The sequence below is a fragment of the Metabacillus mesotrionivorans genome (genome assembly GCF_052171315.1).
GTDB lineage: Bacteria > Bacillota > Bacilli > Bacillales > Bacillaceae > Bacillus_P.
Window position 1 is genome coordinate 800,358 of sequence record NZ_JBQMFF010000002.1, and the last position, 20,209, is coordinate 820,566.

Annotated in this window: 27 protein-coding genes; 11 read left to right on the forward strand and 16 right to left on the reverse strand. The window is 46.1% G+C overall.

The genetic code is table 11. The annotated features are described in order from the left end of the window. Positions 1-2 precede the first annotated feature (2 nt). Entirely contained in the window at positions 3-833 is an 831-nt protein-coding gene (locus tag ACTSEZ_RS09130; protein WP_369733857.1) for a sugar phosphate isomerase/epimerase family protein, read from the reverse strand. Next, entirely contained in the window at positions 830-1,681 is an 852-nt protein-coding gene (locus tag ACTSEZ_RS09135) for a phytanoyl-CoA dioxygenase family protein (RefSeq protein ID WP_369733859.1), read from the reverse strand. The genes ACTSEZ_RS09130 and ACTSEZ_RS09135 overlap by 4 nt, the downstream gene beginning before the upstream one ends. Before the next feature lie 186 nt (positions 1,682-1,867). Between ACTSEZ_RS09135 and ACTSEZ_RS09140 the strand changes: the two genes are divergently transcribed. Further along, on the forward strand, positions 1,868-2,740 hold the full coding sequence (locus tag ACTSEZ_RS09140) for a helix-turn-helix transcriptional regulator (protein ID WP_369733860.1): 873 nt from the start codon (positions 1,868-1,870) through the stop codon (positions 2,738-2,740). Between the two features lie 227 nt (positions 2,741-2,967). On the opposite strand, the gene ACTSEZ_RS09145 is transcribed toward ACTSEZ_RS09140, so the two are convergent. The 4 genes from ACTSEZ_RS09145 to ACTSEZ_RS09160 all read right to left on the reverse strand — a co-directional run bounded on the left by ACTSEZ_RS09145 (position 2,968) and on the right by ACTSEZ_RS09160 (position 5,873). After that, positions 2,968-3,225 (reverse strand): DUF3886 domain-containing protein, encoded by a 258-nt coding sequence (locus ACTSEZ_RS09145; RefSeq protein ID WP_369733861.1) that lies wholly within the window; start codon positions 3,223-3,225, stop codon positions 2,968-2,970. Between the two features lie 66 nt (positions 3,226-3,291). Then, positions 3,292-3,960: a CoA transferase subunit B gene (locus tag ACTSEZ_RS09150; RefSeq protein WP_369733863.1), complete on the reverse strand. Its 669-nt coding sequence runs from the start codon at positions 3,958-3,960 to the stop codon at positions 3,292-3,294. A gap of 14 nt (positions 3,961-3,974) precedes the next feature. Then, positions 3,975-4,670: a CoA transferase subunit A gene (locus ACTSEZ_RS09155; RefSeq protein ID WP_035207274.1), complete on the reverse strand. Its 696-nt coding sequence runs from the start codon at positions 4,668-4,670 to the stop codon at positions 3,975-3,977. Positions 4,671-4,673: 3 nt separating this feature from the next. Then, the gene (locus tag ACTSEZ_RS09160; RefSeq protein ID WP_369733865.1) at positions 4,674-5,873 is read right to left on the reverse strand and encodes an acetyl-CoA C-acetyltransferase; all 1,200 of its coding nucleotides are present in this window, start codon (positions 5,871-5,873) and stop codon (positions 4,674-4,676) included. A 700-nt stretch (positions 5,874-6,573) separates the two neighbouring features. Here ACTSEZ_RS09160 and ACTSEZ_RS09165 point away from each other — a divergent pair. Beyond that, positions 6,574-7,482, forward strand: a complete 909-nt coding sequence (locus ACTSEZ_RS09165; RefSeq protein WP_369733866.1) for a hydroxymethylglutaryl-CoA lyase — start codon at positions 6,574-6,576, stop codon at positions 7,480-7,482. On the opposite strand, the gene ACTSEZ_RS09170 is transcribed toward ACTSEZ_RS09165, so the two are convergent. Continuing rightward, positions 7,475-7,768 (reverse strand): DUF5316 family protein, encoded by a 294-nt coding sequence (locus tag ACTSEZ_RS09170; protein ID WP_369733868.1) that lies wholly within the window; start codon positions 7,766-7,768, stop codon positions 7,475-7,477. The genes ACTSEZ_RS09165 and ACTSEZ_RS09170 overlap by 8 nt on opposite strands. 111 nt (positions 7,769-7,879) lie before the next feature. Between ACTSEZ_RS09170 and ACTSEZ_RS09175 the strand changes: the two genes are divergently transcribed. The 3 genes from ACTSEZ_RS09175 to ACTSEZ_RS09185 all read left to right on the forward strand — a co-directional run bounded on the left by ACTSEZ_RS09175 (position 7,880) and on the right by ACTSEZ_RS09185 (position 10,151). Continuing rightward, positions 7,880-8,008 carry a hypothetical protein gene (locus ACTSEZ_RS09175; RefSeq protein ID WP_369733869.1) on the forward strand — a complete coding sequence of 43 codons (129 nt, stop codon included), beginning with the start codon at positions 7,880-7,882 and terminating at the stop codon, positions 8,006-8,008. A 97-nt stretch (positions 8,009-8,105) separates the two neighbouring features. After that, positions 8,106-9,026 carry an alpha/beta hydrolase gene (locus ACTSEZ_RS09180; RefSeq protein WP_369733870.1) on the forward strand — a complete coding sequence of 307 codons (921 nt, stop codon included), beginning with the start codon at positions 8,106-8,108 and terminating at the stop codon, positions 9,024-9,026. A 168-nt stretch (positions 9,027-9,194) separates the two neighbouring features. Continuing rightward, on the forward strand, positions 9,195-10,151 hold the full coding sequence (locus ACTSEZ_RS09185; RefSeq protein ID WP_369733871.1) for a proline dehydrogenase family protein: 957 nt from the start codon (positions 9,195-9,197) through the stop codon (positions 10,149-10,151). A gap of 53 nt (positions 10,152-10,204) precedes the next feature. Here the strand turns inward: ACTSEZ_RS09185 and ACTSEZ_RS09190 are convergent, their stop codons facing one another. After that, entirely contained in the window at positions 10,205-10,447 is a 243-nt protein-coding gene (locus ACTSEZ_RS09190) for a DUF2552 family protein (RefSeq protein WP_029280035.1), read from the reverse strand. Between the two features lie 13 nt (positions 10,448-10,460). Then, positions 10,461-10,784 carry an iron-sulfur cluster biosynthesis family protein gene (locus tag ACTSEZ_RS09195; protein ID WP_029280033.1) on the reverse strand — a complete coding sequence of 108 codons (324 nt, stop codon included), beginning with the start codon at positions 10,782-10,784 and terminating at the stop codon, positions 10,461-10,463. 130 nt (positions 10,785-10,914) lie between these two features. Here ACTSEZ_RS09195 and ACTSEZ_RS09200 point away from each other — a divergent pair, with 130 nt between their 5' ends. After that, entirely contained in the window at positions 10,915-11,112 is a 198-nt protein-coding gene (locus ACTSEZ_RS09200) for a CDGSH iron-sulfur domain-containing protein (protein ID WP_369733872.1), read from the forward strand. A 182-nt stretch (positions 11,113-11,294) separates the two neighbouring features. Here the strand turns inward: ACTSEZ_RS09200 and ACTSEZ_RS09205 are convergent, their stop codons facing one another. The 3 genes from ACTSEZ_RS09205 to ACTSEZ_RS09215 all read right to left on the reverse strand — a co-directional run bounded on the left by ACTSEZ_RS09205 (position 11,295) and on the right by ACTSEZ_RS09215 (position 13,298). Further along, entirely contained in the window at positions 11,295-11,561 is a 267-nt protein-coding gene (locus ACTSEZ_RS09205; RefSeq protein ID WP_369733873.1) for an RpnC/YadD family protein, read from the reverse strand. A gap of 127 nt (positions 11,562-11,688) precedes the next feature. Further along, positions 11,689-12,021: a YolD-like family protein gene (locus ACTSEZ_RS09210; RefSeq protein WP_369733874.1), complete on the reverse strand. Its 333-nt coding sequence runs from the start codon at positions 12,019-12,021 to the stop codon at positions 11,689-11,691. A gap of 14 nt (positions 12,022-12,035) precedes the next feature. Beyond that, a complete protein-coding gene (locus ACTSEZ_RS09215) occupies positions 12,036-13,298 on the reverse strand; it encodes a Y-family DNA polymerase (protein WP_369733875.1) in 1,263 nt (420 codons plus the stop codon). 843 nt (positions 13,299-14,141) lie between these two features. On the opposite strand from ACTSEZ_RS09215, the gene ACTSEZ_RS09220 reads away from it, so the two are divergent. Next, positions 14,142-14,333, forward strand: coding sequence for a YqzH family protein (locus ACTSEZ_RS09220; RefSeq protein WP_369733876.1), 192 nt, complete (start codon positions 14,142-14,144; stop codon positions 14,331-14,333). Between the two features lie 43 nt (positions 14,334-14,376). On the opposite strand, the gene ACTSEZ_RS09225 is transcribed toward ACTSEZ_RS09220, so the two are convergent. Further along, positions 14,377-15,171 (reverse strand): SDR family NAD(P)-dependent oxidoreductase, encoded by a 795-nt coding sequence (locus tag ACTSEZ_RS09225; protein ID WP_369733877.1) that lies wholly within the window; start codon positions 15,169-15,171, stop codon positions 14,377-14,379. A gap of 10 nt (positions 15,172-15,181) precedes the next feature. Continuing rightward, a complete protein-coding gene (locus ACTSEZ_RS09230; RefSeq protein ID WP_369733878.1) occupies positions 15,182-16,138 on the reverse strand; it encodes an MBL fold metallo-hydrolase in 957 nt (318 codons plus the stop codon). 497 nt (positions 16,139-16,635) lie between these two features. Between ACTSEZ_RS09230 and proC the strand changes: the two genes are divergently transcribed. From proC to ACTSEZ_RS09250, 4 genes are all read left to right on the forward strand, one after another. Continuing rightward, positions 16,636-17,475: a pyrroline-5-carboxylate reductase gene (gene proC, locus ACTSEZ_RS09235; RefSeq protein ID WP_369733879.1), complete on the forward strand. Its 840-nt coding sequence runs from the start codon at positions 16,636-16,638 to the stop codon at positions 17,473-17,475. Positions 17,476-17,556: 81 nt separating this feature from the next. Continuing rightward, positions 17,557-17,862, forward strand: a complete 306-nt coding sequence (locus ACTSEZ_RS09240; RefSeq protein ID WP_282032783.1) for an antibiotic biosynthesis monooxygenase family protein — start codon at positions 17,557-17,559, stop codon at positions 17,860-17,862. After that, a complete protein-coding gene (locus ACTSEZ_RS09245) occupies positions 17,859-18,227 on the forward strand; it encodes a bilin-binding protein (protein ID WP_369733880.1) in 369 nt (122 codons plus the stop codon). The genes ACTSEZ_RS09240 and ACTSEZ_RS09245 overlap by 4 nt, the downstream gene beginning before the upstream one ends. Before the next feature lie 20 nt (positions 18,228-18,247). Then, positions 18,248-18,943, forward strand: coding sequence for a cobalamin B12-binding domain-containing protein (locus tag ACTSEZ_RS09250; protein ID WP_369733881.1), 696 nt, complete (start codon positions 18,248-18,250; stop codon positions 18,941-18,943). A 24-nt stretch (positions 18,944-18,967) separates the two neighbouring features. Here the strand turns inward: ACTSEZ_RS09250 and ACTSEZ_RS09255 are convergent, their stop codons facing one another. Then, a complete protein-coding gene (locus tag ACTSEZ_RS09255; RefSeq protein WP_369733882.1) occupies positions 18,968-19,405 on the reverse strand; it encodes an NUDIX domain-containing protein in 438 nt (145 codons plus the stop codon). Next, positions 19,393-20,208 (reverse strand): DUF4037 domain-containing protein, encoded by an 816-nt coding sequence (locus tag ACTSEZ_RS09260; RefSeq protein WP_369733884.1) that lies wholly within the window; start codon positions 20,206-20,208, stop codon positions 19,393-19,395. The genes ACTSEZ_RS09255 and ACTSEZ_RS09260 overlap by 13 nt, the downstream gene beginning before the upstream one ends. Between the last annotated feature and the right edge of the window lies 1 nt (position 20,209).

Below are 20,209 nucleotides of genomic sequence, written 5' to 3' on the forward strand. Positions count from 1 at the left end.
CGTTACTGTCCCTGTTTTTGCTCTTGTTCTTCAAGCAGGTCTTTTTTTGCCCATTCGCTCTCTATAACCTGTTTTTTCCAGAGGCAGATCTCCCACAAATCGCTTACCGGATCCTGTGTGAAAGGAACTGTCGGCATATAGCCCGGCGGACCGTATTCAGGCGTAAAGGTTAAATCGGTTCCCTCTCGCTTATGACGGGTAAAGATCGACCGCCACCATTTCAAATGGGCATCGTGTTCTTTCCGCCAGACCGGATCTCTCGGGTCAGGCACCTGCGGCCCCTGCGCATGGCCGGTTCTCGTATGCACGTGGATGGTCCTGTCTGCCGCAAGCTTGATCCATTCTGCATGATCCTCAAGCAGTGACTCGCACACACATACCCAGTGGCTGAAATCGGCAGTAAGCTTGAGATCCTCTATTTCGCGCAGCAGCCGGCCGGTTGTCCATGGGCTGTACATCGCTCTTCCCCTGTGTGTTTCGTGCGAAACAGGAAGACCAATTGCCCTTTCGACATTCACTGCCCTTATGAAAAAGTCCAGCTGCTCTTCAAATGGCATGGAGTCTTTGGCACTTTGGGAATTGATCAGCAACGGGTTTAATTCAGCGGCTTTTTGAACCTGGTCCTCAAAGCTTTTGCTGTCGTCTGCAAAGATCTGCGCGACATAAACAAACCCGTACTGATGCAGAAGCTCTTTAAATTCAGACCTTATTCCGCTGTCAGGCAGCGGGGATTCAATTCCTTTATAGCCGGCATCGTAAATACGCTGAAATTGTGTTTCTAAAGGCCCAGGCATTCCCCAAAGCGACTTTATGCTGATTAACTCTGCCGTCATTTCTCATCTGCTTTTTTCGTTTTATGATAAACAAGCGGGTTGAGAGGACTGTTCACAGCATCCCCGGTAACAAGCCCGGGCATCCATTGTTTTAAGTCGTTGGCTCTTGCTTCATTATCTATTTCAGCGACCTTCGTCCCGTCTGCCATGTAAATGACTGTCATCACTTCGCGGGTTGAATCCGATGGATTTCCCGGGGCGCTGTGCAGTGTCCATCCGTAATGAAATGTGGCATCCCCTGCGTTCATGGCGCCATAAGTCACCTTCTTATAATCATTTTGATCGATATACTCTCCTAGTGTCCGGTGAGATTCATCGGAAATGCCGAGCTTGCTGATGTACCCTCGTTTGTGGGAGCCTGAAGCAAAACTCATGGAGCCCATTTGATCTGTCACATCCACAAGCGGCATCCACATCGTGATCGTCTTCTCTGTATCGATAGGCCAGTATGTCTGATCCTGATGCCATGGCGTATGTCCGCCGCCAGGCTCTTTGTAAAGGGCCTGATCATGATAAATCCTTACTCCGTCGACACCCAATAGATCGGCAGCAATTTTTGCAAATCTTTCTGCCATGACGAATTTTTTTACGTCCTCCGAATGCTCCCACACATTCATGACCTGAATAAACGCTTTTCCGTACGCATCCCTTTCTTCCAATGGCGCAAGCTTCTCGGCGTGGCGCTGCACAGATTGATGGATTGCATCCCTGTAGGAAGCAATTTCCTCCTCTGAAGCCACTGCTCTAAGACAAATATGCCCATCCTCCTGATATGCAGCAATCTGCTCGCTAGAAAGCTCATACTCTCCCTTTAAATCCGGAAGCTCCCGCTTGATTTTCTCTGTCATTGAAATCCCTCTTTTCATCCATTTTATTGTCCTGCAGACTTGGTCTGTACAACGATCATAAAAGAATGAAAGCGCATAAAGTTTGCATTTTTTGCTGCCAATGTGCGATTTTTTGATGAAAAGAAGCATTCATGAGCAAAGTCCGTTTTTCTTTGCTATTCTAATGAAAAAGAGATTGGACAGATTATGATGAAAGCAGTAAAGGAACGGCACGAATATGACCCGCTTTTCCCCCTTGTGTACCTCCCAAAATTAACTGGGAATCCAGGTGAGAATGTACCTTTTTATCATTTTCATAACTGGTATGAACTTGTTTTTGTTCACGAGGGAAAAGGGTCCTTTTTAATTGATAAACATTTTTTTAATATGGAGAAAAATGATCTTTATTTGATTCCGGGGGATGTCATTCATAAGGCATCCGCTGAAAAAACAGCCCCTTATACATGCTCAGTCATTCTCTTTCACCCCATGCTTATTCAGATAGCTGAAGTAGGAGATTCTTTTTCCTATCTTGGGCCATTTCATGATCTTATTCGCAGCGGCCGGTTTAAGCTGCGTCTTTCAGCGGAGCGGATGAAGGAATTTGAAAAGCTGCTTGTCATGATGGATGATGAATATGGCAGCGCTGAAAAAGGAAACCGCAGCGCCGTGATTCTTCTGCTTCACTGGATGCTCCTCAAAATCAGCAGAATGAATGCGCACTTTGAACATGCGAAAAACGGGCACATACCGGATAAAAGGGACTGGTGGATGAAGGATGTCCTGAATTACATTGACAATCACTATACGGATTCTCATCTGTCCCTCACTGTCCTTGCCGATCAGGCATTGGTCAGCCCTGCCCATTTCAGCAGAACATTTAAAAAAACGACCGGGTTTACACTCCCAGCTTTTTTGGAAATGAAGCGGCTTGTAAAAGCCAAAGAGCTGCTGCTGACCTCAGACCACAGCGTTTCCTTCATTTCTGATTCGTGCGGCTACAAGAGTCTGTCTCATTTTCATAAACGCTTTAAACAGCAGCTTGGCAAAAGTCCCGGTGAGTTCAGAAGGATGAACTAACATGTCAGGAAATCGTCATAGATCTTTGAACATTTTGTTACGGCTGATGCCATAAGATTGTGCTTTTCTAAGCTTTTAAGTATGCTGATGGTGGATGAAGGGGATTTCAAAAGATACATATCCCCCTTTTAGCCTTCCGTTCAGGAAGGCTTTTTTTGTGCAGCACACTTAAAAATGAGATTCCCTGAATAATAGAAAAATGCCTCCACATCTGCGGAGGCATTTTTCTATTTATAATCCGACCACTTCAACTGACTATCGTTGAGCAGTTCTTCAAAGCTTTTGTTTTTCTCTTTTTCTTTCTTTTCCTTAAGCTTCTGCAGGCGTTCATGCTCCTGCTTCTGCTCCTGTTCTTCAAGCAGTCCTTTTTTCATTCCGGATAGCTGTTCGAACAGGCCTGAATCGAGGCGGTCCTTAAGATTCAGGGACCCATCGTCAGTTTTTTTCGGCTGTGCTTTTTGGTGTTTCTTCTGTTTTTTCGCCATGATGATCACTCCTATATACATACATTATATACAAGAAAAGGCGATGTTAGAAAGGGATATGACTGATTAATAGGCGTCCAGGATGACATCGTCGCCGATAATCAGCTCAGGCTCAGTTGAGCGTTTGATATCTTCTACTGTATAGCCTTTAGCCACTTCTTTAAGTTTGAGGCCAAGTTCAGTGACATCTATTACAGCCTGATCCGTTATGATCCGGTTCACAACACCCTTGCCTGTAAGCGGCAGTGTGCACGTGTTCAGGATTTTCGGTTCGCCGTTTTTATTTACATGCTCCATAATGACAATGATTCTCTGTGCTCCATGAACGAGATCCATCGCCCCGCCCATTCCTTTGATCATTTTGCCCGGGATCATCCAGTTTGCAAGATCGCCGCTTTCTGACACTTCCATGCCTCCGAGAATGGCCACATTCACGTGTCCTCCGCGGATCATCGCGAATGATTCGGAACTGTCGAAATAAGCGGATCCAGGAATCGCTGTGACGGTTTCCTTCCCCGCATTGATTAAATCAGGATCGACATCCCCCTCTTTAGGATAAGGACCAATGCCTAGAAGGCCGTTTTCTGACTGCAGAACAACTTCTTTGTTTTCACCGATATAATTGGCGACCAGTGTCGGCATACCAATTCCGAGATTCACATAGAAACCGTTTTCAATTTCCTGTTCAGCCCGTTTGGCGATTTTCTCGCGGACTTCTGCTTTGTTTTGTATCATGGCTCTGCCTCCTGTCATCCTGTTTTTTGTACAGTCAGACGCTCTATGCGCTTCTGCTGCTCTCCGAGAATGAGTGCCTGAACGTAAATGCCCGGAGTATGAATTCCGTCCGGTTGAATGCTCCCCGTTTCCACCATCTCTTCCACTTCAGCAATCGTGACTTTTCCCGCCGCTGCAATCATCGGATTAAAGTTTTGAGCCGTCTTGTTGTAGAGAAGGTTGCCCATTTTATCCGCTTTGCTCGCGCGTACAAGGCTGAAATCTGCCGTCAGCGCTTCTTCAAGCAAGTATTCTTTCCCGTTGAAGTTCCGCGTTTCTTTTCCCTCTGCAATTGGCGTTCCAACTCCTGCAGGCGTATAGAACGCAGGAATGCCTGCTCCGCCGGCACGGATTTTTTCAGCAAGCGTCCCTTGAGGAACAAGTTCGACTTCAATCTCGCCTGAGAGCACCTGACGTTCAAATTCCTTGTTCTCGCCGACATAAGAGCTGATCATCTTTTTGATTTGCTTATTTTTCAAAAGAAGCCCAAGGCCCCAGTCGTCTACACCGCAGTTGTTTGAAATAATCGTCAGATCCTTTACTCCTGTTTCAACAAGGGCAAGGATGAGGTTTTCCGGGATTCCGCACAGCCCGAAACCGCCGACCATCAGTGTGGAACCATCTTTGATCTCACTTACTGCTTCTGTAAAGGATGTATAGATCTTCTTCATCTTTTATCCCTCCATTGAAAGATTTTCAACGATTGTCGCAACACCCTGGCCTCCGCCGATGCAGAGGGTAGCAAGGCCGCGCTTAGCGTTTCTGCGCTTCATTTCGTGAATCAGCGTGACAAGAATGCGCGTGCCGCTTGCACCGATTGGATGTCCGAGAGCAATGGCGCCGCCGTTTACGTTCAGTTTTTCTTTATTAAAATGAAGTTCGCGGTCAACGGCAATCGATTGGGCCGCAAACGCTTCGTTCGCTTCCACAAGGTCCATGTCGTTCATCGTCAGTCCGCTTTTTTGGAACGCTTTTTGAACAGCTGCGACAGGTCCAATCCCCATAATGCTTGGGTCTACGCCTGCATTTCCATTGGCTGTAATTTTAACAAGCGGCTGAATGCCAAGCTCTTCTGCTTTTTTTCTGCTCATGACAACGACAGCTGCCGCACCGTCATTAATGCCGGACGCATTTCCTGCCGTTACGGATCCTTCTTTTTTAAACGCAGCACGAAGTCCGCCGAGCTTCTCTGCCGTTGTGCCGGCACGCGGGAACTCATCTGTGTCAAACGTAACAGCATCCCCTTTTCGCTGAGGAATCACTACAGGAGTAATCTCCGATTTGAACGTACCGGACTCGATCGCCTTCACTGCTTTTTGCTGGCTCCATGCTGCAAACTCATCCTGCTCTTCTCTCGTAATCTCGTATTTATCGCATAAATTCTCTGCTGTCATACCCATATGATAATTATTGAACGCACACGTCAGACCGTCAGAAACCATTGTATCAATCAGCTTCTGATCGCCCATCTTAAATCCGTCCCGCGCATTTTTCAATATGTAAGGCGCCTGGCTCATATTTTCCATACCGCCTGCAACCACAATCTCTGCATCACCCGATAAAATCGCCTGTGCAGCAAGATGGACCGTTTTCAAACCGGATCCGCACACTTTGTTAATGGTCATAGAAGGTACATTTTCAGGAAGACCCGCTTTCATAGCCGCCTGGCGCGCCGGATTTTGCCCAAGTCCCGCCTGCAGCACATTCCCCATAATAACTTCATCAACCTGCTCTCCCTTTAAACCCGCTTTCTCTAGAGCATCCTTAATCACAATCGCTCCAAGCTCCGGTGCAGACATACCCTTAAGCGCTCCTCCGAAACTCCCGATTGCCGTGCGGACAGCACTCACGATGACTACTTCATTGCTGCTCATACTACACTCATCCCCTTTGTCATGGCTTTATCCATTGGTTTCGCTAAATCCTGATAAATTCCTGCAATCTTTTCAAAATTCAGCTTTCAGTTGCATACACTCTTAGTAAACTATTAATATGGGGATATGTAAACCCTTACAAAACGAAAAGCGGAATCGGCCGTTTAGCTCCGAAGGACAGAAAAGGATCCGACGGAAAAAGCCGGGCTTGCTTTTTGCGGCGGAGCCGTTCTGGCCAAGGAGTTAGGCGATGGAGCTGGACAATACGAAAAGCGGAATAGCACCACTAAAACTTTAAAATCCGAAATTGAGGGTACGCAAAATGCTGAATCGTACCCTCAAAACCTAAAAATCAAAATTTGAGGGTATGCAAAATGCCGATTCGTACCACCAAAACCTCAAAATCCGAAATTGAGGGTACGCAAAATGCTGAATCGTACCCTCAAAACCCGAAAATCTAAATTTGAGGGTACGCAAATCGCTGAATCGTACCCTCAAAACCTAAAAATCTAAATTTGAGGGTACGCAAATTGCTGAATCGTACCCTCAAAACCCGAAAATCAAAATTTGAGGGTACGCAAATCGCTGAATCGTACCCTCAAAACCTAAATTGCTGGTAGGTAAAATCCCAATGCGTACCCTCAAAACCTGAAAACCAGAAATTGAAGGTACTCAAAAATCCGAAAGGCTGGTGCTTCCTATGAATCTGCCAAAACAGGCGACATTAATTGAGGTCGGTCCCCGCGACGGGCTGCAAAATGAAAAAAATGAAATTCCGACAGACGTTAAAATTCAGTTTATTAAAGAACTTAAAAAGGCAGGATTCAAAGAAATGGAACTGACCTCTTTTGTCTCGCCAAAGTGGGTTCCCCAGCTGAAAGATGCTGGAGACATCATCACCTACTGTTCCGATGAGAACAGAAACCTTGTTCTGACTCCGAACGAAAAAGGAATTGCGCGTGCAAAAGAGGCAAATTGCAAAGACGTAGCTTTTTTTGTGGGAGTCAGCAGCACCTTCAATCAAAAAAATATTAACGCAACAACAGAAGAAAGCATGCAGAAGCTTCTGCCGCTGATCCGCTCGCTCAAAGAAGAAGACTTTTTTGTGAGGGCGTGTATTTCGACTTCATTTTATTGCCCGTATGAAGGAAAAATAGAAGCGGATGCCGTTGTTGATCTTTGCAGACAGTTTGCTGATGCGGGTGTTGATGACTTAAGTGTGGCCGACACCATTGGCATGGCAAATCCACTTGAAGTGTATGAACTTTTTTCACGCCTGAAAAAGGCCCTGCCGGACGTGCTGATTACAGCCCATTTCCATGATACGAGAGGCATGGCGCTTGCCAACATTTACGCAGCGTTGCAGGCTGGTGTCGACAGGTTTGACACGTCTGCAGGCGGACTCGGCGGATGTCCTTTCGCACCCGGGGCTACAGGAAATGCCGCAACAGAGGATGTGCTGCATATGCTGCAGGCTCTTAACATTGAAACAGGCATTAACATGAACCAGCTTCTGAAAGCAGTGGAGATCATTGAGCCGCATCTTTCCGGCGCCGTTCAAAGCAAACAATATCAGCTCAGCAAACGGTCAAAAACACTTCTTAACTGAATAAAACAGCTGTGGATATAACTGCCGCCCCGAAGCTTGGCAGACCTGCTAGAAATAAGTCCTTTGCCCAATCTGTCCTTGTCTTTCTATGTACGGCCATATCTGATTGGAAATTTGCGCGCATAGCCTCTCCTCCAAGAAAAGCATAGGTCATAAAACCCGAGATGCCAAAACAGATAAGCGAGATCCCGCACATCACGATAAACAGCAGCTGCAGATCTCCAGCTGTATAGCTGATGAAGCCTGCAGCGCTTGAAACAGCTATACCGATTCCTGGTAATTTCATTACAGTCACTCTCCTTTTTATCTATACGGAGCGAACGGACAAGTTGTTTCATTTCCATGTATATTTCTCCCTCTTACTTCACATCTTAGATGACAGAAAGGAGCGGATATCATGACAAACGAAAAGGCAGCAAAGAGCCAAAAAGGCAAGCCGAATGCAGATACGCCAAAGCAAACGATGGCTTTTGAAGAAATGGAAAAGGCTGTACATCCGACAAAACGCCAAAACTCGGAACAATAACGCGGCAGCAAGCCCCATGTGCTTGCTGCTTTTGTTTTTCTCCTTTTCCTTCTTCGTGATAAAATGGATGTATTATACAGCGGAAGGAAGAATGCAGATGAAAAAGTGGCTGATCGGAGCAGGAATCATCCTCTCCTACATCTTTGTAGTAGGATTTTTTTTCACCAACCAGATGATGTACATGCGAAAGAAATCAGACAAAGAAATTATCGACCGCGAAACAAAAGACGGCCATTACGACGAAAGAGAATATGAAGCCTACAACAAAATGGAAGTATCCATCCCGTCCCAGTTCGGATATGACATCAGGGGCCACCTGATTGCCCCCCACAGCACCTCCTCCTATGTCATTATCTGCCACGGGGTCACCATGAACCGGATTAACTCGGTCAAGTACATGAAGCTGTTTTTAAAACGGGGCATCAACGTGCTGATTTATGATCACAGAAGGCACGGGGAAACTGGCGGTAAAACAACAAGCTTCGGGCACTACGAAAAATACGACCTTCAGTCGGTCGTGCATTGGCTGAAGGACCGTGTCGGTGATGACCTGCATCTCGGCATTCACGGGGAGTCCATGGGTGCCGTCACGACGCTGCTTTATGCAGGCCTCGTAGAAGACGGTGCCGACTACTATATTGCCGACTGTCCGTTTTCAGATCTTCAGGAGCAGCTGCTTTACCGTCTGAAATCTGACTTTAAACTCCCCGGCTATCTTGTGATGCCGATTGCAAGGCGTTTTCTGAAACTGCGCGACGGGTACACCATCCAGGACGTTTCCCCGATTGCGGTGATGGACAGAATTCAGCACCCTGTTCTGTTTATCCACAGCAAGGACGACGATTACATACCGTCAGCGATGACCCAGCAGCTGTTTGACAAAAAGTCCGGCATGAAAAAGCTGTATTTTGCCGAAAAAGGTGCCCACGCCATGTCCTACACCGAGAACCGCGAGGAATATGAGCGGATCATTGATGAATTTTATGAAGAAATGAAAGAATACGAAACAACCCTATAGAACGTAAGAAAAGAGGCAGATTTTAAATAGAAAAAGTAATTTTGCTTTTGTGTAAATGAAAACAACATCAGTATTTAAAAGAAAATGGTGATAGTTCAAAATATGACATCTTCTTTTATTCATGATATAATTCTCATTTTTATATCGTTAACGAGAGGAGTTACTAATATGTTAAAACATGAGGAAATCAGGTTTTCCAACGCATTAAAATCGGTTGCCAGAAATGGAGAGATAAAAAACTACATTCAGAAATCACAAGAGCTCTACCCTTTATTTATGCGGGCCGCAAAGCGCTTTGTATCAGGGGAAACAAGGCTGGATGCAATTAATAAAGCGAAAGAGCTTATTGCGAAAGGCTATCTTGTTTCTTTAGAATACATAGGTGAAAATACAACAAATGTTGACGAGTGCCATGCTGCAAAAGAAGAGTTCATTTCGTTAATTCATCAATTAGGCGCCAATGGAATCAAATCAACCATCTCGTTTGATTTATCCCATATTGGCATGTCGGTTGATAGAGAGCTGGGCTTGAAAAATTTAAAAGAAATGGCACAAGCTGCTGAACTGTATCACTTAAATCTCATGATCAGCATGGAAGAATCTGAAAAGACAGATCGTATTTTAGATATCTATAAAGAAGTTGCTTCAACATATAAAAACGTAGGAATTACATTGCAGGTTCAGCTGAAACGTTCATCAGACGATTTAAAAGACTTATTTAAGTATCCTGGAAAAATCAGAATTGTAAAAGGTGCTTATCAGGAACCTGAAGATATTATGATCAGCCGTTCTGAAGAGTTGAATAACCGATACCTGGAATTTATCAGGATGAGCGTTGAAGCTAAACATCCGGTTTCAATTGCAACACACGATGAAAAACTTCTTGAGAAAATATTCGAGCAAGGCTATCTAAAGCATTCAAACGTTGAGCTTGAAATGTTAGATGGGGTAAGGCCTGATTTAATCAAAAATGTAAAAGATGAAGGATATAAAGCGAGGGTTTATGTTACTTACGGCACAGAATGGTATCTATACTTGGCTCATCGCATTGCAGAGTATCCTCCTAATATTTACACTGCTGTATCAGACATTATAGCTTTTGAAACTAAATCTGCTTCTTATTAAATGAAAAACGGTGACACTTTACTCGTTGTAAAATGTCACCGTTTTTTTCACGTTTATCCAAGCACGTCCGTAATGTCATGCATATGTTCATCAAGCCAGGCAATTGCTTCATCAATTGTGGCAAATTCCTGTGCTTCAAATGTCATTTCATCCTGAAGCAGCCAGACATCTTTTTTGTCCTCAAAGACTCCACCAATTGACCAGTGCAGCAGGGTATAAGGATGGTTGCTGTTCAAAAACGAAACCCATGTTTTGTTTAATGCGATGTTTTTAAGAGTTGTTAAGCGGTCCTTCATCTTTCTCTCCACCTCACTTTACAGTCAGACTCATGCGCGGATTCAAGATTTGCGAAGGACACGTCAGCATGTAGCTGTTTGCTGTCTCGTTAAAATCAATTGTCATCTTTTCATCCAGAAACACCATCTTCGATTTTTCAACCAGAACCGGATATGCGTTCGTTTCAATCAGAACATCATCTCCGTCTTTTTCATCAACAAGCCAGAGTGCGGTCACTCCGCTGACCACGCATCCGCAGCCGTCCGTATCATACTTGAGCTTCACTTGTTTATCGGAATGAGCCTGCACACTGCCTTCTATTTTTTTCATGGCACGGTCTGTCCATTTAATTTCCATACGTCATGTCTCCTCGTTTCAGGTTGCTTAGGGACATTTTATCACAACTCGGCCGGATGCGCATTGCGGCTTGCCTGTCATACACCAGCCTTGCGCAGAATACCTCTAAGTATAGAAGGAGTGATTACACATGACCAAACCCGTCATCAAAGTAAACGACAACGGCTCCCTGCGCATAACAGGAGACATCGAGCTCATCGACGCAGAAGGAAACGTCTTCCAGACCAAACAGAGCTTCTCCCTCTGCCGCTGCGGCCTCTCCAAAAAAATGCCGTTCTGCGACGGGGCGCATAAGGGAGTGTTTCAGTCGGTGGTTAGGGCTGAGTAGAAAGGCTGAGGCGGCTGTTTAGTTCTCAGAGTCAGTAAGGAGCTCTATCGACTTAAGGGTTCCTTATCTGGCACTTCCTCTCTTCTCAAACATCATCAAAGTAAAAATAGGATTACAACATGTTTCAATTAACTTTTCTGACAACAAAAAAGACGCAATCAATATGACTGCGCCCTCCGCATTTATCGTACTTCTTTTTCAAGTTCTTTAACCTTTTCCAAGGACAATCCTGTATGAGCTGAAATTTCACTCACAGACATTCCTGGAATTTTCAGCAGGCTCAATGCTATCTCAATTGCTTTCTCATTTTCACCGGCAATTTTTGCGCCATCCATTTTAGTTTTTTGATCAGATATATATTTTTCCCTGAGCTGATACATTCTTATTGTTTCTTCGTCGGCACTTAACCTGCGCAGTTTTTCTTCAGCTTTCGCTGCTAACTGATCCAAGGTAAACACCTCTCCTCTTATTTTGCTGATAGCCTTACTCGTCTTCTTTATTATACAGCGGGATGTACCATTACAAAAGGTATGCCAATAGATGTAACAAAGGCAGGCATCCCCGCCCGCCTTCATCTCATTCCTTCTCCCCTATATCCGTTATTTTCTCGATTGGCAGATCAACGCGCGTGTGGTCATCGCCGATGATCCGCAGGCATCCGCGGATCGGATCTACGTAGTGTACGCGGCCTTTGAGCACGTGAAAATCGTGATGTTCGTAGTAGGTGAACGCAAGCTCCCGGTTTTCCTCCATGGCAAGGCTGATGATTTCGTTAAAATGCTCGAGCTGCTGTTCGTCTACTGCGGGCTTCGTTTTATAGCCCTGTTCAACTTCAAGTTCTCTTAAGATTTTTACGTGCTCAGGCAGCATCATGGATGTCCATTTGATATTGCCCCGATCCCGAATCATGTGTATCCCTCCTTTTACGCTTTGTGTCCGCCGACAAGCTTGGCGCGGTGCCTTGCTGTGCCTGCATTTGTATAGGAAACGGCCCGCAGCAGGGCATTGGGTCCGTATTTCCCGCGGATGGAGTCCATGACATAGCCAAGGATCTGTTCTTTTTCGCGGTTTGGCTGGAATAAATCGAGCTGCATTTCGGCATCATCTTCAATGTTGGAGAGGGCAATCGAAATTTTCCGGACGGTTTTATGTGCGTAAAATTGTTCAAATAAGGCGAGGCATGTTTCGTAGAGCTCCATGGTAATATTGGTCGGCCGGTCCATCGTCCGGGAGCGGTGAAATCCGCCTCCAAGCTCATCGTGGCTGTAGCCGATGCCGAGACTGATCGTTCTGCCCGCCTTCCTGTGCGTGCGCGCCCTTCTTGCGACTTCTTCGCACATTTCAAGAATGACGTGTTTTACTTCTTCCGGATCGGGATAATCCCGCATGAGAATCTGGCTCTTCCCGAAGCTGATCTGCCCCTGCAGAATCGGCGCACCAATTTCAGAGAGATCAACGCCCCAGGCATGATAATAAAGCTGATTGCCCATAATCCCGAACTTTTTTTCAAGTACTTCAAGCGGATGGGCGGCAAGCTGGCCTACATTGAAAATACCCATCCGGTTCAGCGTTTTCTCGACTCTGCTGCCGATGCCCCACATTTCCCGGAGCGGCTGCACCTTCCACAGCTTTTCTTTTACATCGTCGTACGTCCATTCCGCAATGCCCTTTTTCTTCGCCTCAAGATCAAGGCAGATTTTCGAAAGCAGCATATTGGGTCCAATGCCGATTGCACACGGCAGCGAAAATTCACGGTCCATATCATCTCTGATTTTTGCAGCAATCTCCCACGCATCTCCCCAGATCCCCTCCACTCCGTCAACCTGAATGAAGCTTTCGTCAACACTGTACGTGTGGATCGCATCCTTCGGGACATACCGGTGAAAAAGGCGCGTCAGTTCAGTCGAAATACGGACAAAAGAAGCCATTTTCGCGTTAACAATGTGAATGCGCGGGTCTTTTGGAATTTCGAACAGACGGGATCCGGTCTTGATGCCAAAATCTTTTTTCAGACAGGGCGAAGCTGCCAGGACAATACTCCCCTGCCTTTCTGTGTCACCAACCACCGCCAAATGGCACGTAAGCGGGTCAAGACCTTCCAGAACCGCCGCGCAGCTGGCATAAAAGCTCTTCATATCAATGCACAGAATCTTTCGTTTTGGAAATTGGCTGTAATCCTCAATCATCGTTCTTACTCCTCACAACAGAATATACGTTCCCATTCAGTATATGCTAATAGTAAGCGAATATACGTTCGATTTCAATGGTAGTTTTTGCTACGAAAAGCGGAAGCGGCCGTTTAGCTCCGATTGGCGGATAAGAAATCACACGGAAAGGCCGAACTTGCCTTTTCGGGGGATTTTGTTCCGACTGAGGAGTTGGCCGGTGCAGCTGGACAACACGAAAAGCGGAATCGCTCGTTTAGCTCCGGGAGTCAGATAAGGAATCGACGGAAAAGGCGCCTTTTGCCTTTACCGGCGATTCCGTTCTGACAGAGGAGTTGAGCGATGGAGCTGGACAACACGAAAAGCGGAATCGCCAAGGGGAGCGGATTTTTTAGTACTCTCCATCTTTGTTTTTTGGGGTTTGGTGGTACGATACTGACTTTTTAGTGCCCTCAATTTTTGATCTTTGGGTTTTGAGGGTACGATACTGACTTTTTAGTGCCCTCAATTTTTGATCTTTGGGTTTTGAGGGTACGATACTGGCTTTTTAGTGCCCTCAATTTTTGATTTTCGGGTTTTGAGGGTACGAATCCGGGTTTTTAGTGCCCTCAATTTTTGATTTTCGAGTTTTGAGGGTACGAATCCGGGTTTTTAGTGCCCTCAATTTTTGATTTTCAGGTTTTGAGGGCACGATTCAGGTGAGAATTCTTTTCTGCCCTTCGGAGCTGTTCACTGTTCAGCTTAATGATCTGCTGGACAGCACAAAATTCAGAGCCGCAAATCCGAAACCCGGCAGTGCCCAAAAAACCCCCGCTTGGCATCTCCCCCAATCCTCCTTATAATCAGGATAGAATGAGGTGGAACATGAACGATAAGTGGATTTTGAAAATGATTCTCCAGTCTTTTCAGCAGTATGATCTGCACGGATCGCTGAGTAAAAAAGAGGAAGAAGAAATTGTTGCAAGAGTGATGCAGAAGCGGGCGCAGGAGGATTCGGAGTGGTTTGAAGCGGTTGAAGACGTAGTGTACGGGTTTGTGACGAATCAGGAATTGTAGCATAGAAAAACAGCCTGCCTTTGCCGGCAGGCTGTTTTTCTGCTTATTTTTTCGATAATGCTTTTCCCGCAAGTTTTTCAAACACGCGCGGCATGAGCTGATAAAAGCTGCTGCCGGCATTCATCCAGCCTGGAAGGTTGATTTCGCGCTTTTCGGTCATCATGGCGCTGACAATTTTTTCAGATACTTTATCAGGATCAAGCATGAAGCGCTGAACGTTTTTAACGTACGTTCCGCTTTGATCTGCAATATTGAAAAAATTCGTCTGGATCGGCCCCGGGTTGACGGATGTGACGTGAATGCCGGTGCCGGCAAGCTCCATCCGGAGGCTGTTTGTGAAGCCGAGAACCGCATGCTTTGTGGCTGAGTACAGGCTTGATTTCGGTGTTGCGAGCTTTCCGGCCTGCGAGGCGATGTTGATGATGTGGCCGTCGTTCCGTGCTCTCATACCCGGCAGGACCATTTTGGTGCAGGCAATCAGTCCGAATACGTTCACCTCAAACATGGAGGTCATTTCATCCAGCGTTGCCTCTTCCACTGTGTTAAAGATGCCGAAACCGGCGTTGTTGACGAGCACATCAATCTGAGGAACACGGTCTAAAATCAGGGCGAACGTCTGTGCAACTGCGTCCAGGTCGCTTACGTCCAGCGGATAATACGTGCAGGTGACTCCGTATTGATCAGAGATTCGTTTGGCTGCCGCCGCAAGCAGGTCAGCCCGTCTTGCAATCAGGATTGGGTGTGCACCGCTTGCCGCTGCGAGTGCGGCCATTTTTTCGCCGATTCCGCCTGATGCGCCGGTAATGACAACATACCGGCCTTTTAATTTTTGATTCATTTCGTTCACCTCAGCAAGAGTAAAGGATGTGTACCCCTTCCATTTGACCCTTAATTTCCCCCATCGCTTCAAGATAATCCAGCTGTCCCACCGTTTCTGACATCGTGAGCATCATCTGCTTCTGATAAAGACGCGGAAACAGCCTTTCGGATACTTCGAACGCTGTCATCGGTTTTTCTTTTAAAAACGACAGCACTTCATAGGCGCGTTCTTTTTGTCTTTTCAACCGATATTGTATCAGTTCGTGCGGATTTGCGACAGTTTCACCATGCCCGGAATGCACACTTGAGAGCGGTATTTTCAAAAGAGCCTCAAAGGATTCATTAAACTGCAGCTGCGGTTTCGGCCGCGCCCCGCCCTCCATAGACGGTTCCAATAACGGATTTGCCGATATATGCTTCAGAATATGGTCTCCCCCAAACATCATGCCATCCTCAGCCCTGTACAGCGCGATATGCGTCTGAGCATGCCCCGGTGTCTCAATGATGTGCCACCCGTTCATTCCCGGCACAGGGTCCCCTTCTCTGAGATCTGATGAAAGCTCCCTTTTACATGAATATTTTAGATTCGATACAAATCTCGCAAGGTACGGAAGCTGCTTCTCTTCTACGCCCAATTCGCCAAACAGCTTCAGAAAAAAGGTCTTTTGCTCTTCCATAAATACATGGTCCTGGCTGATCCACGGGGCATTATAGCGGTGGCCGATCACTTCGGCCGACTCGGGCAGATAATCTAGCAGCCCGACATGATCCGGATGGTGGTGGGTCAGAATTACCTGCTCAATGTCTTCGGGACGGTATCCGGCATCCTTCATCTGGGACGTTAGAGCGGCAAATGCCTCAAGTGTTTTCGGGCCGGCATCAATCAGCGTCAGGCGGTCTCCTTTTACAAGATAAACGTTTACGTCCCCCACCGGAAAAGGCGTCGGGAGGGTGATAGGAATTATGTAATCTGATTTTAATTTCATACCATCGTCCTCGTTTTGTTATTTTTATATATGACTACTATATTCATTACTTGCAAAATGAATGCTTATTCACCTATTGTTAAGCCTATTTTACACGTTCCCTGCAAACGTGTCATTATTTTCAAATAATTCACCGGTCATTATTGAAAAAAATCTCCTTGACAAACGCCTGTCCAACCTCGCATAATGATGAACAACTAATATGCTTTAACGCGCGAATGCTGCAAAATAAATAACGTAATGAGCTGTGAACAGGAATAGTAAACCCGCAATGATGAACAGAGAGTGAAACCCGCCGGCTGAAAGGTTTCATCATCCTCTTGCAGGTTGAACCTGCCCTGTGAGCTTTCAGGCAAACCTGACGCTGCCCCTCGATACGGGAGCACAAGCTGGAGTGATTCACATCGCTCAATGAAGGTGGTACCGCGGAAACCGTTTCGTCCTTTTTTACTGGATGAGGCGGTTTTTATTTTGAAAAAAAGTTCAGGAGGAAAAGGATGAAAAACATCGCATTTACAGGTGCAGGAGCTATAGCCGAAGCCATCATCAACGGGTTAATCAGCGACGGTGTCTGCCTTCCTGGCCAACTAATTGTCACGAACCATTCCAATGATGAACGCCTTTCATTTTTAAAAGAATCCTATGGAGTCTCCGTCACAAGAAACAAGGGCGAAGCTGTCAAGCATGCCGATATCATCATTCTTGCCATGAAACCGAAAGATGTCAGATCAGGAATTGAAAGTATAAGGGAGCATGTTACAGGCAGCCAGTTAATTATTTCTGTCCTTGCAGGAATTTCTACAGAAACGATTCAGGATCTTTTCGGAAAAAAACTGTCCGTAATCAGGGCTATGCCAAATACATCAGCCGCCATCCGGAAATCGGCAACCGCCCTTGCCTGCACACCGGAAGTCAGCCGGGCGGAACTGGAGGCAGCATCCGAACTGTTCCGTGCAATTGGCACGGTCGTGCACGTTTCAGAAAATCAGCTCGATGCGGTAACAGGCCTTTCAGGGAGCGGACCGGCCTACATCTATTACTTAGCAGAGGCACTGGAGGCAGCTGCAGCCGATAATGGCATTGAAGCACACACGGCAAAAGCACTCATTGCCCAAACTCTCCTCGGAGCGGCCGAAATGCTCCTGCATTCAGGAAAACAGCCGGAACTTCTCAGAAAAGAAGTAACAAGTCCGGGTGGAACGACAGAGGCCGGCATTGCAAGGCTTGAGCACTATGACGTTAAAAAAGCATTAAGAGAATGTGTGAAAACAGCGACGGAACGCTCTGCCGAAATGGGTGAATTGTTTGCAAAAAAAGCTCAAAAAGAGCATACTTGATAAGATAAAGGTGCAGGAAAAAAAGCAGCCTTGTTGAAATAAAAAGAAAACGAAATGTCACATTTACAGACAGGTGGTAGCATGTATACAGTTTTTTCGACCTTCGATGTGCCGGATGAAAAGGCCGAAGAAGTCATTTCCATATATCAGAACCGTTCAAGAATGGTAGATGAAGCAAAAGGATTTGTTGATTTTCTGCTTCTGCAAAACGATAAGCGGGCGGGAGAATTGACCGTACAGCTTCTCTTTGAAAGAAAAGAAGACTACATGAACTGGGTCAAAAGCGAGGATTTCAAGAAAATCCATGACCTTGAAAAGAAGTATCCGGATCAGGAGCTGGCTGCCGTCATTCCAAAGGTCAAACAATACAAGGTGGTCGCCCGATGAGCTTTTTCCCTGCGGATCAGATTGTTTATGAAGCAACCGAGAAAATCTATCAAAATGAGCCTCCTCTTCTCGAGAGATTCGGAGAGAAAGGCAAAGAGAAATGCAGAGAAGACAATCATCATCATCTTAAGCACCTTCAAACCGCTTTTGATATGCAGAATGTACAGGTATTTACGGACTATGCCATTTGGCTGAACGGCATTCTTGTCAAGCACGGCATGAAAACGCAGCATTTAATTGATAATTTTGATTACCTCAAAGAAGTGCTCCTTGAGATGGAAATTCAGGACCAGGAGAAAGCATCTGCCTACCTGGCTTACCTTAAAGCCGGTACAGATGCACTTTTGATAGAGAAAGAGAAATAAAGAGAAATGGGGTGCTCTGTATGAAGAGTTCAGCAGCCTTGAAGCTAGCAGGCCTGCTGCTGGACGGCAACGAAAGAGAGGCTGTCCAGCTTGTCAAGGACCACAGTCACCTGTCACGGATTGAACTGTTTGAAGAATTGTTTACCCCTGCCATGCAGCATGTCGGGGATTTATGGGAAAATAATGAAATTACAGTTGCAGATGAACACCTTGCAAGTGTTGTGTGCGATTTCATCCTTTCTACCCTCTATCCACTGGAACAGCATCCGGAGTCAGAAAACAGAAACAAAGCCATGCTGCTTTGTGTAGAAGGCGAGCAGCATTATCTCGGGCTGAAAATGGTCAACGGCCTGTTTGATCAGCAGGGGTGGGAAACCCATTACCTGGGGCCAAACCTTCCGCTCGAATATGCCCTGAAAAAAGCCGAGCTCTGGAAGCCTGAAGTGATTTGCCTTTCAGTATCCATCGTGTATCATCTTCCAAATGTCAAAAAATACATTGATGCTCTTTCTGCCCTTCCTAATCATCCGGCCATTCTGCTTGGTGGACGAATTGTCGGCCAGTACGATATCAGTCCTTACTGTTCAGGAAACACAGAAATCATGTACGACTTGAAATCGGTGGACAACTGGCTGAAGAGACACAATAAAATGAAAATCGGCAGCAGGGTTTCAGCTATTCCATTGCTTACAGATAAAAGTCTGACCCGATCATAAAAAAAGCGGCCGGACGACATCCCGTTAAAGGATGACGTCCGCCGCTTTTTTGCGTTCTGCAAGACGTATACTGGTCTTCAGCCAAACAGGGGCATTCTGATGAGCAAGAATTTCCTCCGCTGTCATCCAGACAGCATCCGAAACTTCCTCCTCGCTCTTAGGATAAGGGGTCCCGCTTTTATATTCGCATAAAAACACGATGTTCACGACATGGAAGCCGTCATCTGACTCAAACGATGCACTGTGAACGTAAAGGACTTCATCCTTAACCACAACACCTGTCTCCTCTTCCACTTCCCGCTTGACCGTGTTTTCCAGAATATCCATTTCAGCGCCTTCTTTTTCGGCTTTTCCGCCGGGCAGGGAAAGCAGCCCTGGGGCGTGCTCTTCCCTCATGCTGCGTTCAATGATGAGCCATTGGTTTTCTTTAAAAACGGCCCCTTCAGCGTTTACGATGAACATGGTGTTTCACCCTTTCCGGAATTTCCGCACTGCTCATTTGCCAGCTGCCGAATCTCTTCTGCTAATTCCTCCAACAAGGTCAGCCTGTTTTCCAAAGGACCAGACATCGCCGTGTCCATTCTCTCCTGGAAGCGGTCTGGTTTTACCTTCATTTCGCAGACAGATTGTGACGCCCACTTGAAACCAGGATGGGGCACAAATTTTCTGTTTAATCCAAAGAGCACACCGTACATTTTTTTCGCAGCTGACAGCGTCGCATCAGAAAGAAGCATCCAGTCCTTTCTTTGCAGCAAAGTGTTTCTTTGCTTCCACCTGCTACCAAAGTTAAGGTTTTCAAGGATCATTCGTTTCTGCAAAATGTCAGGATAATTTGCGGCCTTATCTTTTAATGGAGAAAAGACATTAAAGCCGCTCAGTATGACACCGTCTGCTATTGATGCAACGACACACTGCAAGTCTAGGCTGGTGTTGCCTTCCACGGTGACCTCGTGCACCCACTGTTCAACCGTTGAAAGCAAAAAATGGCTCATTTCAAATTTGATTCCGTTCAGAGTATACGTTTCAGACCATTCCATATCCTCGTACGGATAAAAGGTGCTGATAGACCCTCCAGCCTCTTTTACCGGAGAAAGTCTGTCCACATCTGACGGAGGCTCGTTCCATAAAAGATGCAGCTCAATATCGGAGAACTGATCAGACAGCCCTCTGGATACTGAACCGGCTAAAAGGATTCCTGCCACTTTTTCATTTCCAGAATAGAACGCTGCCATCTCCCTTGCATACTGCTGTAAATCTGTTTCCATT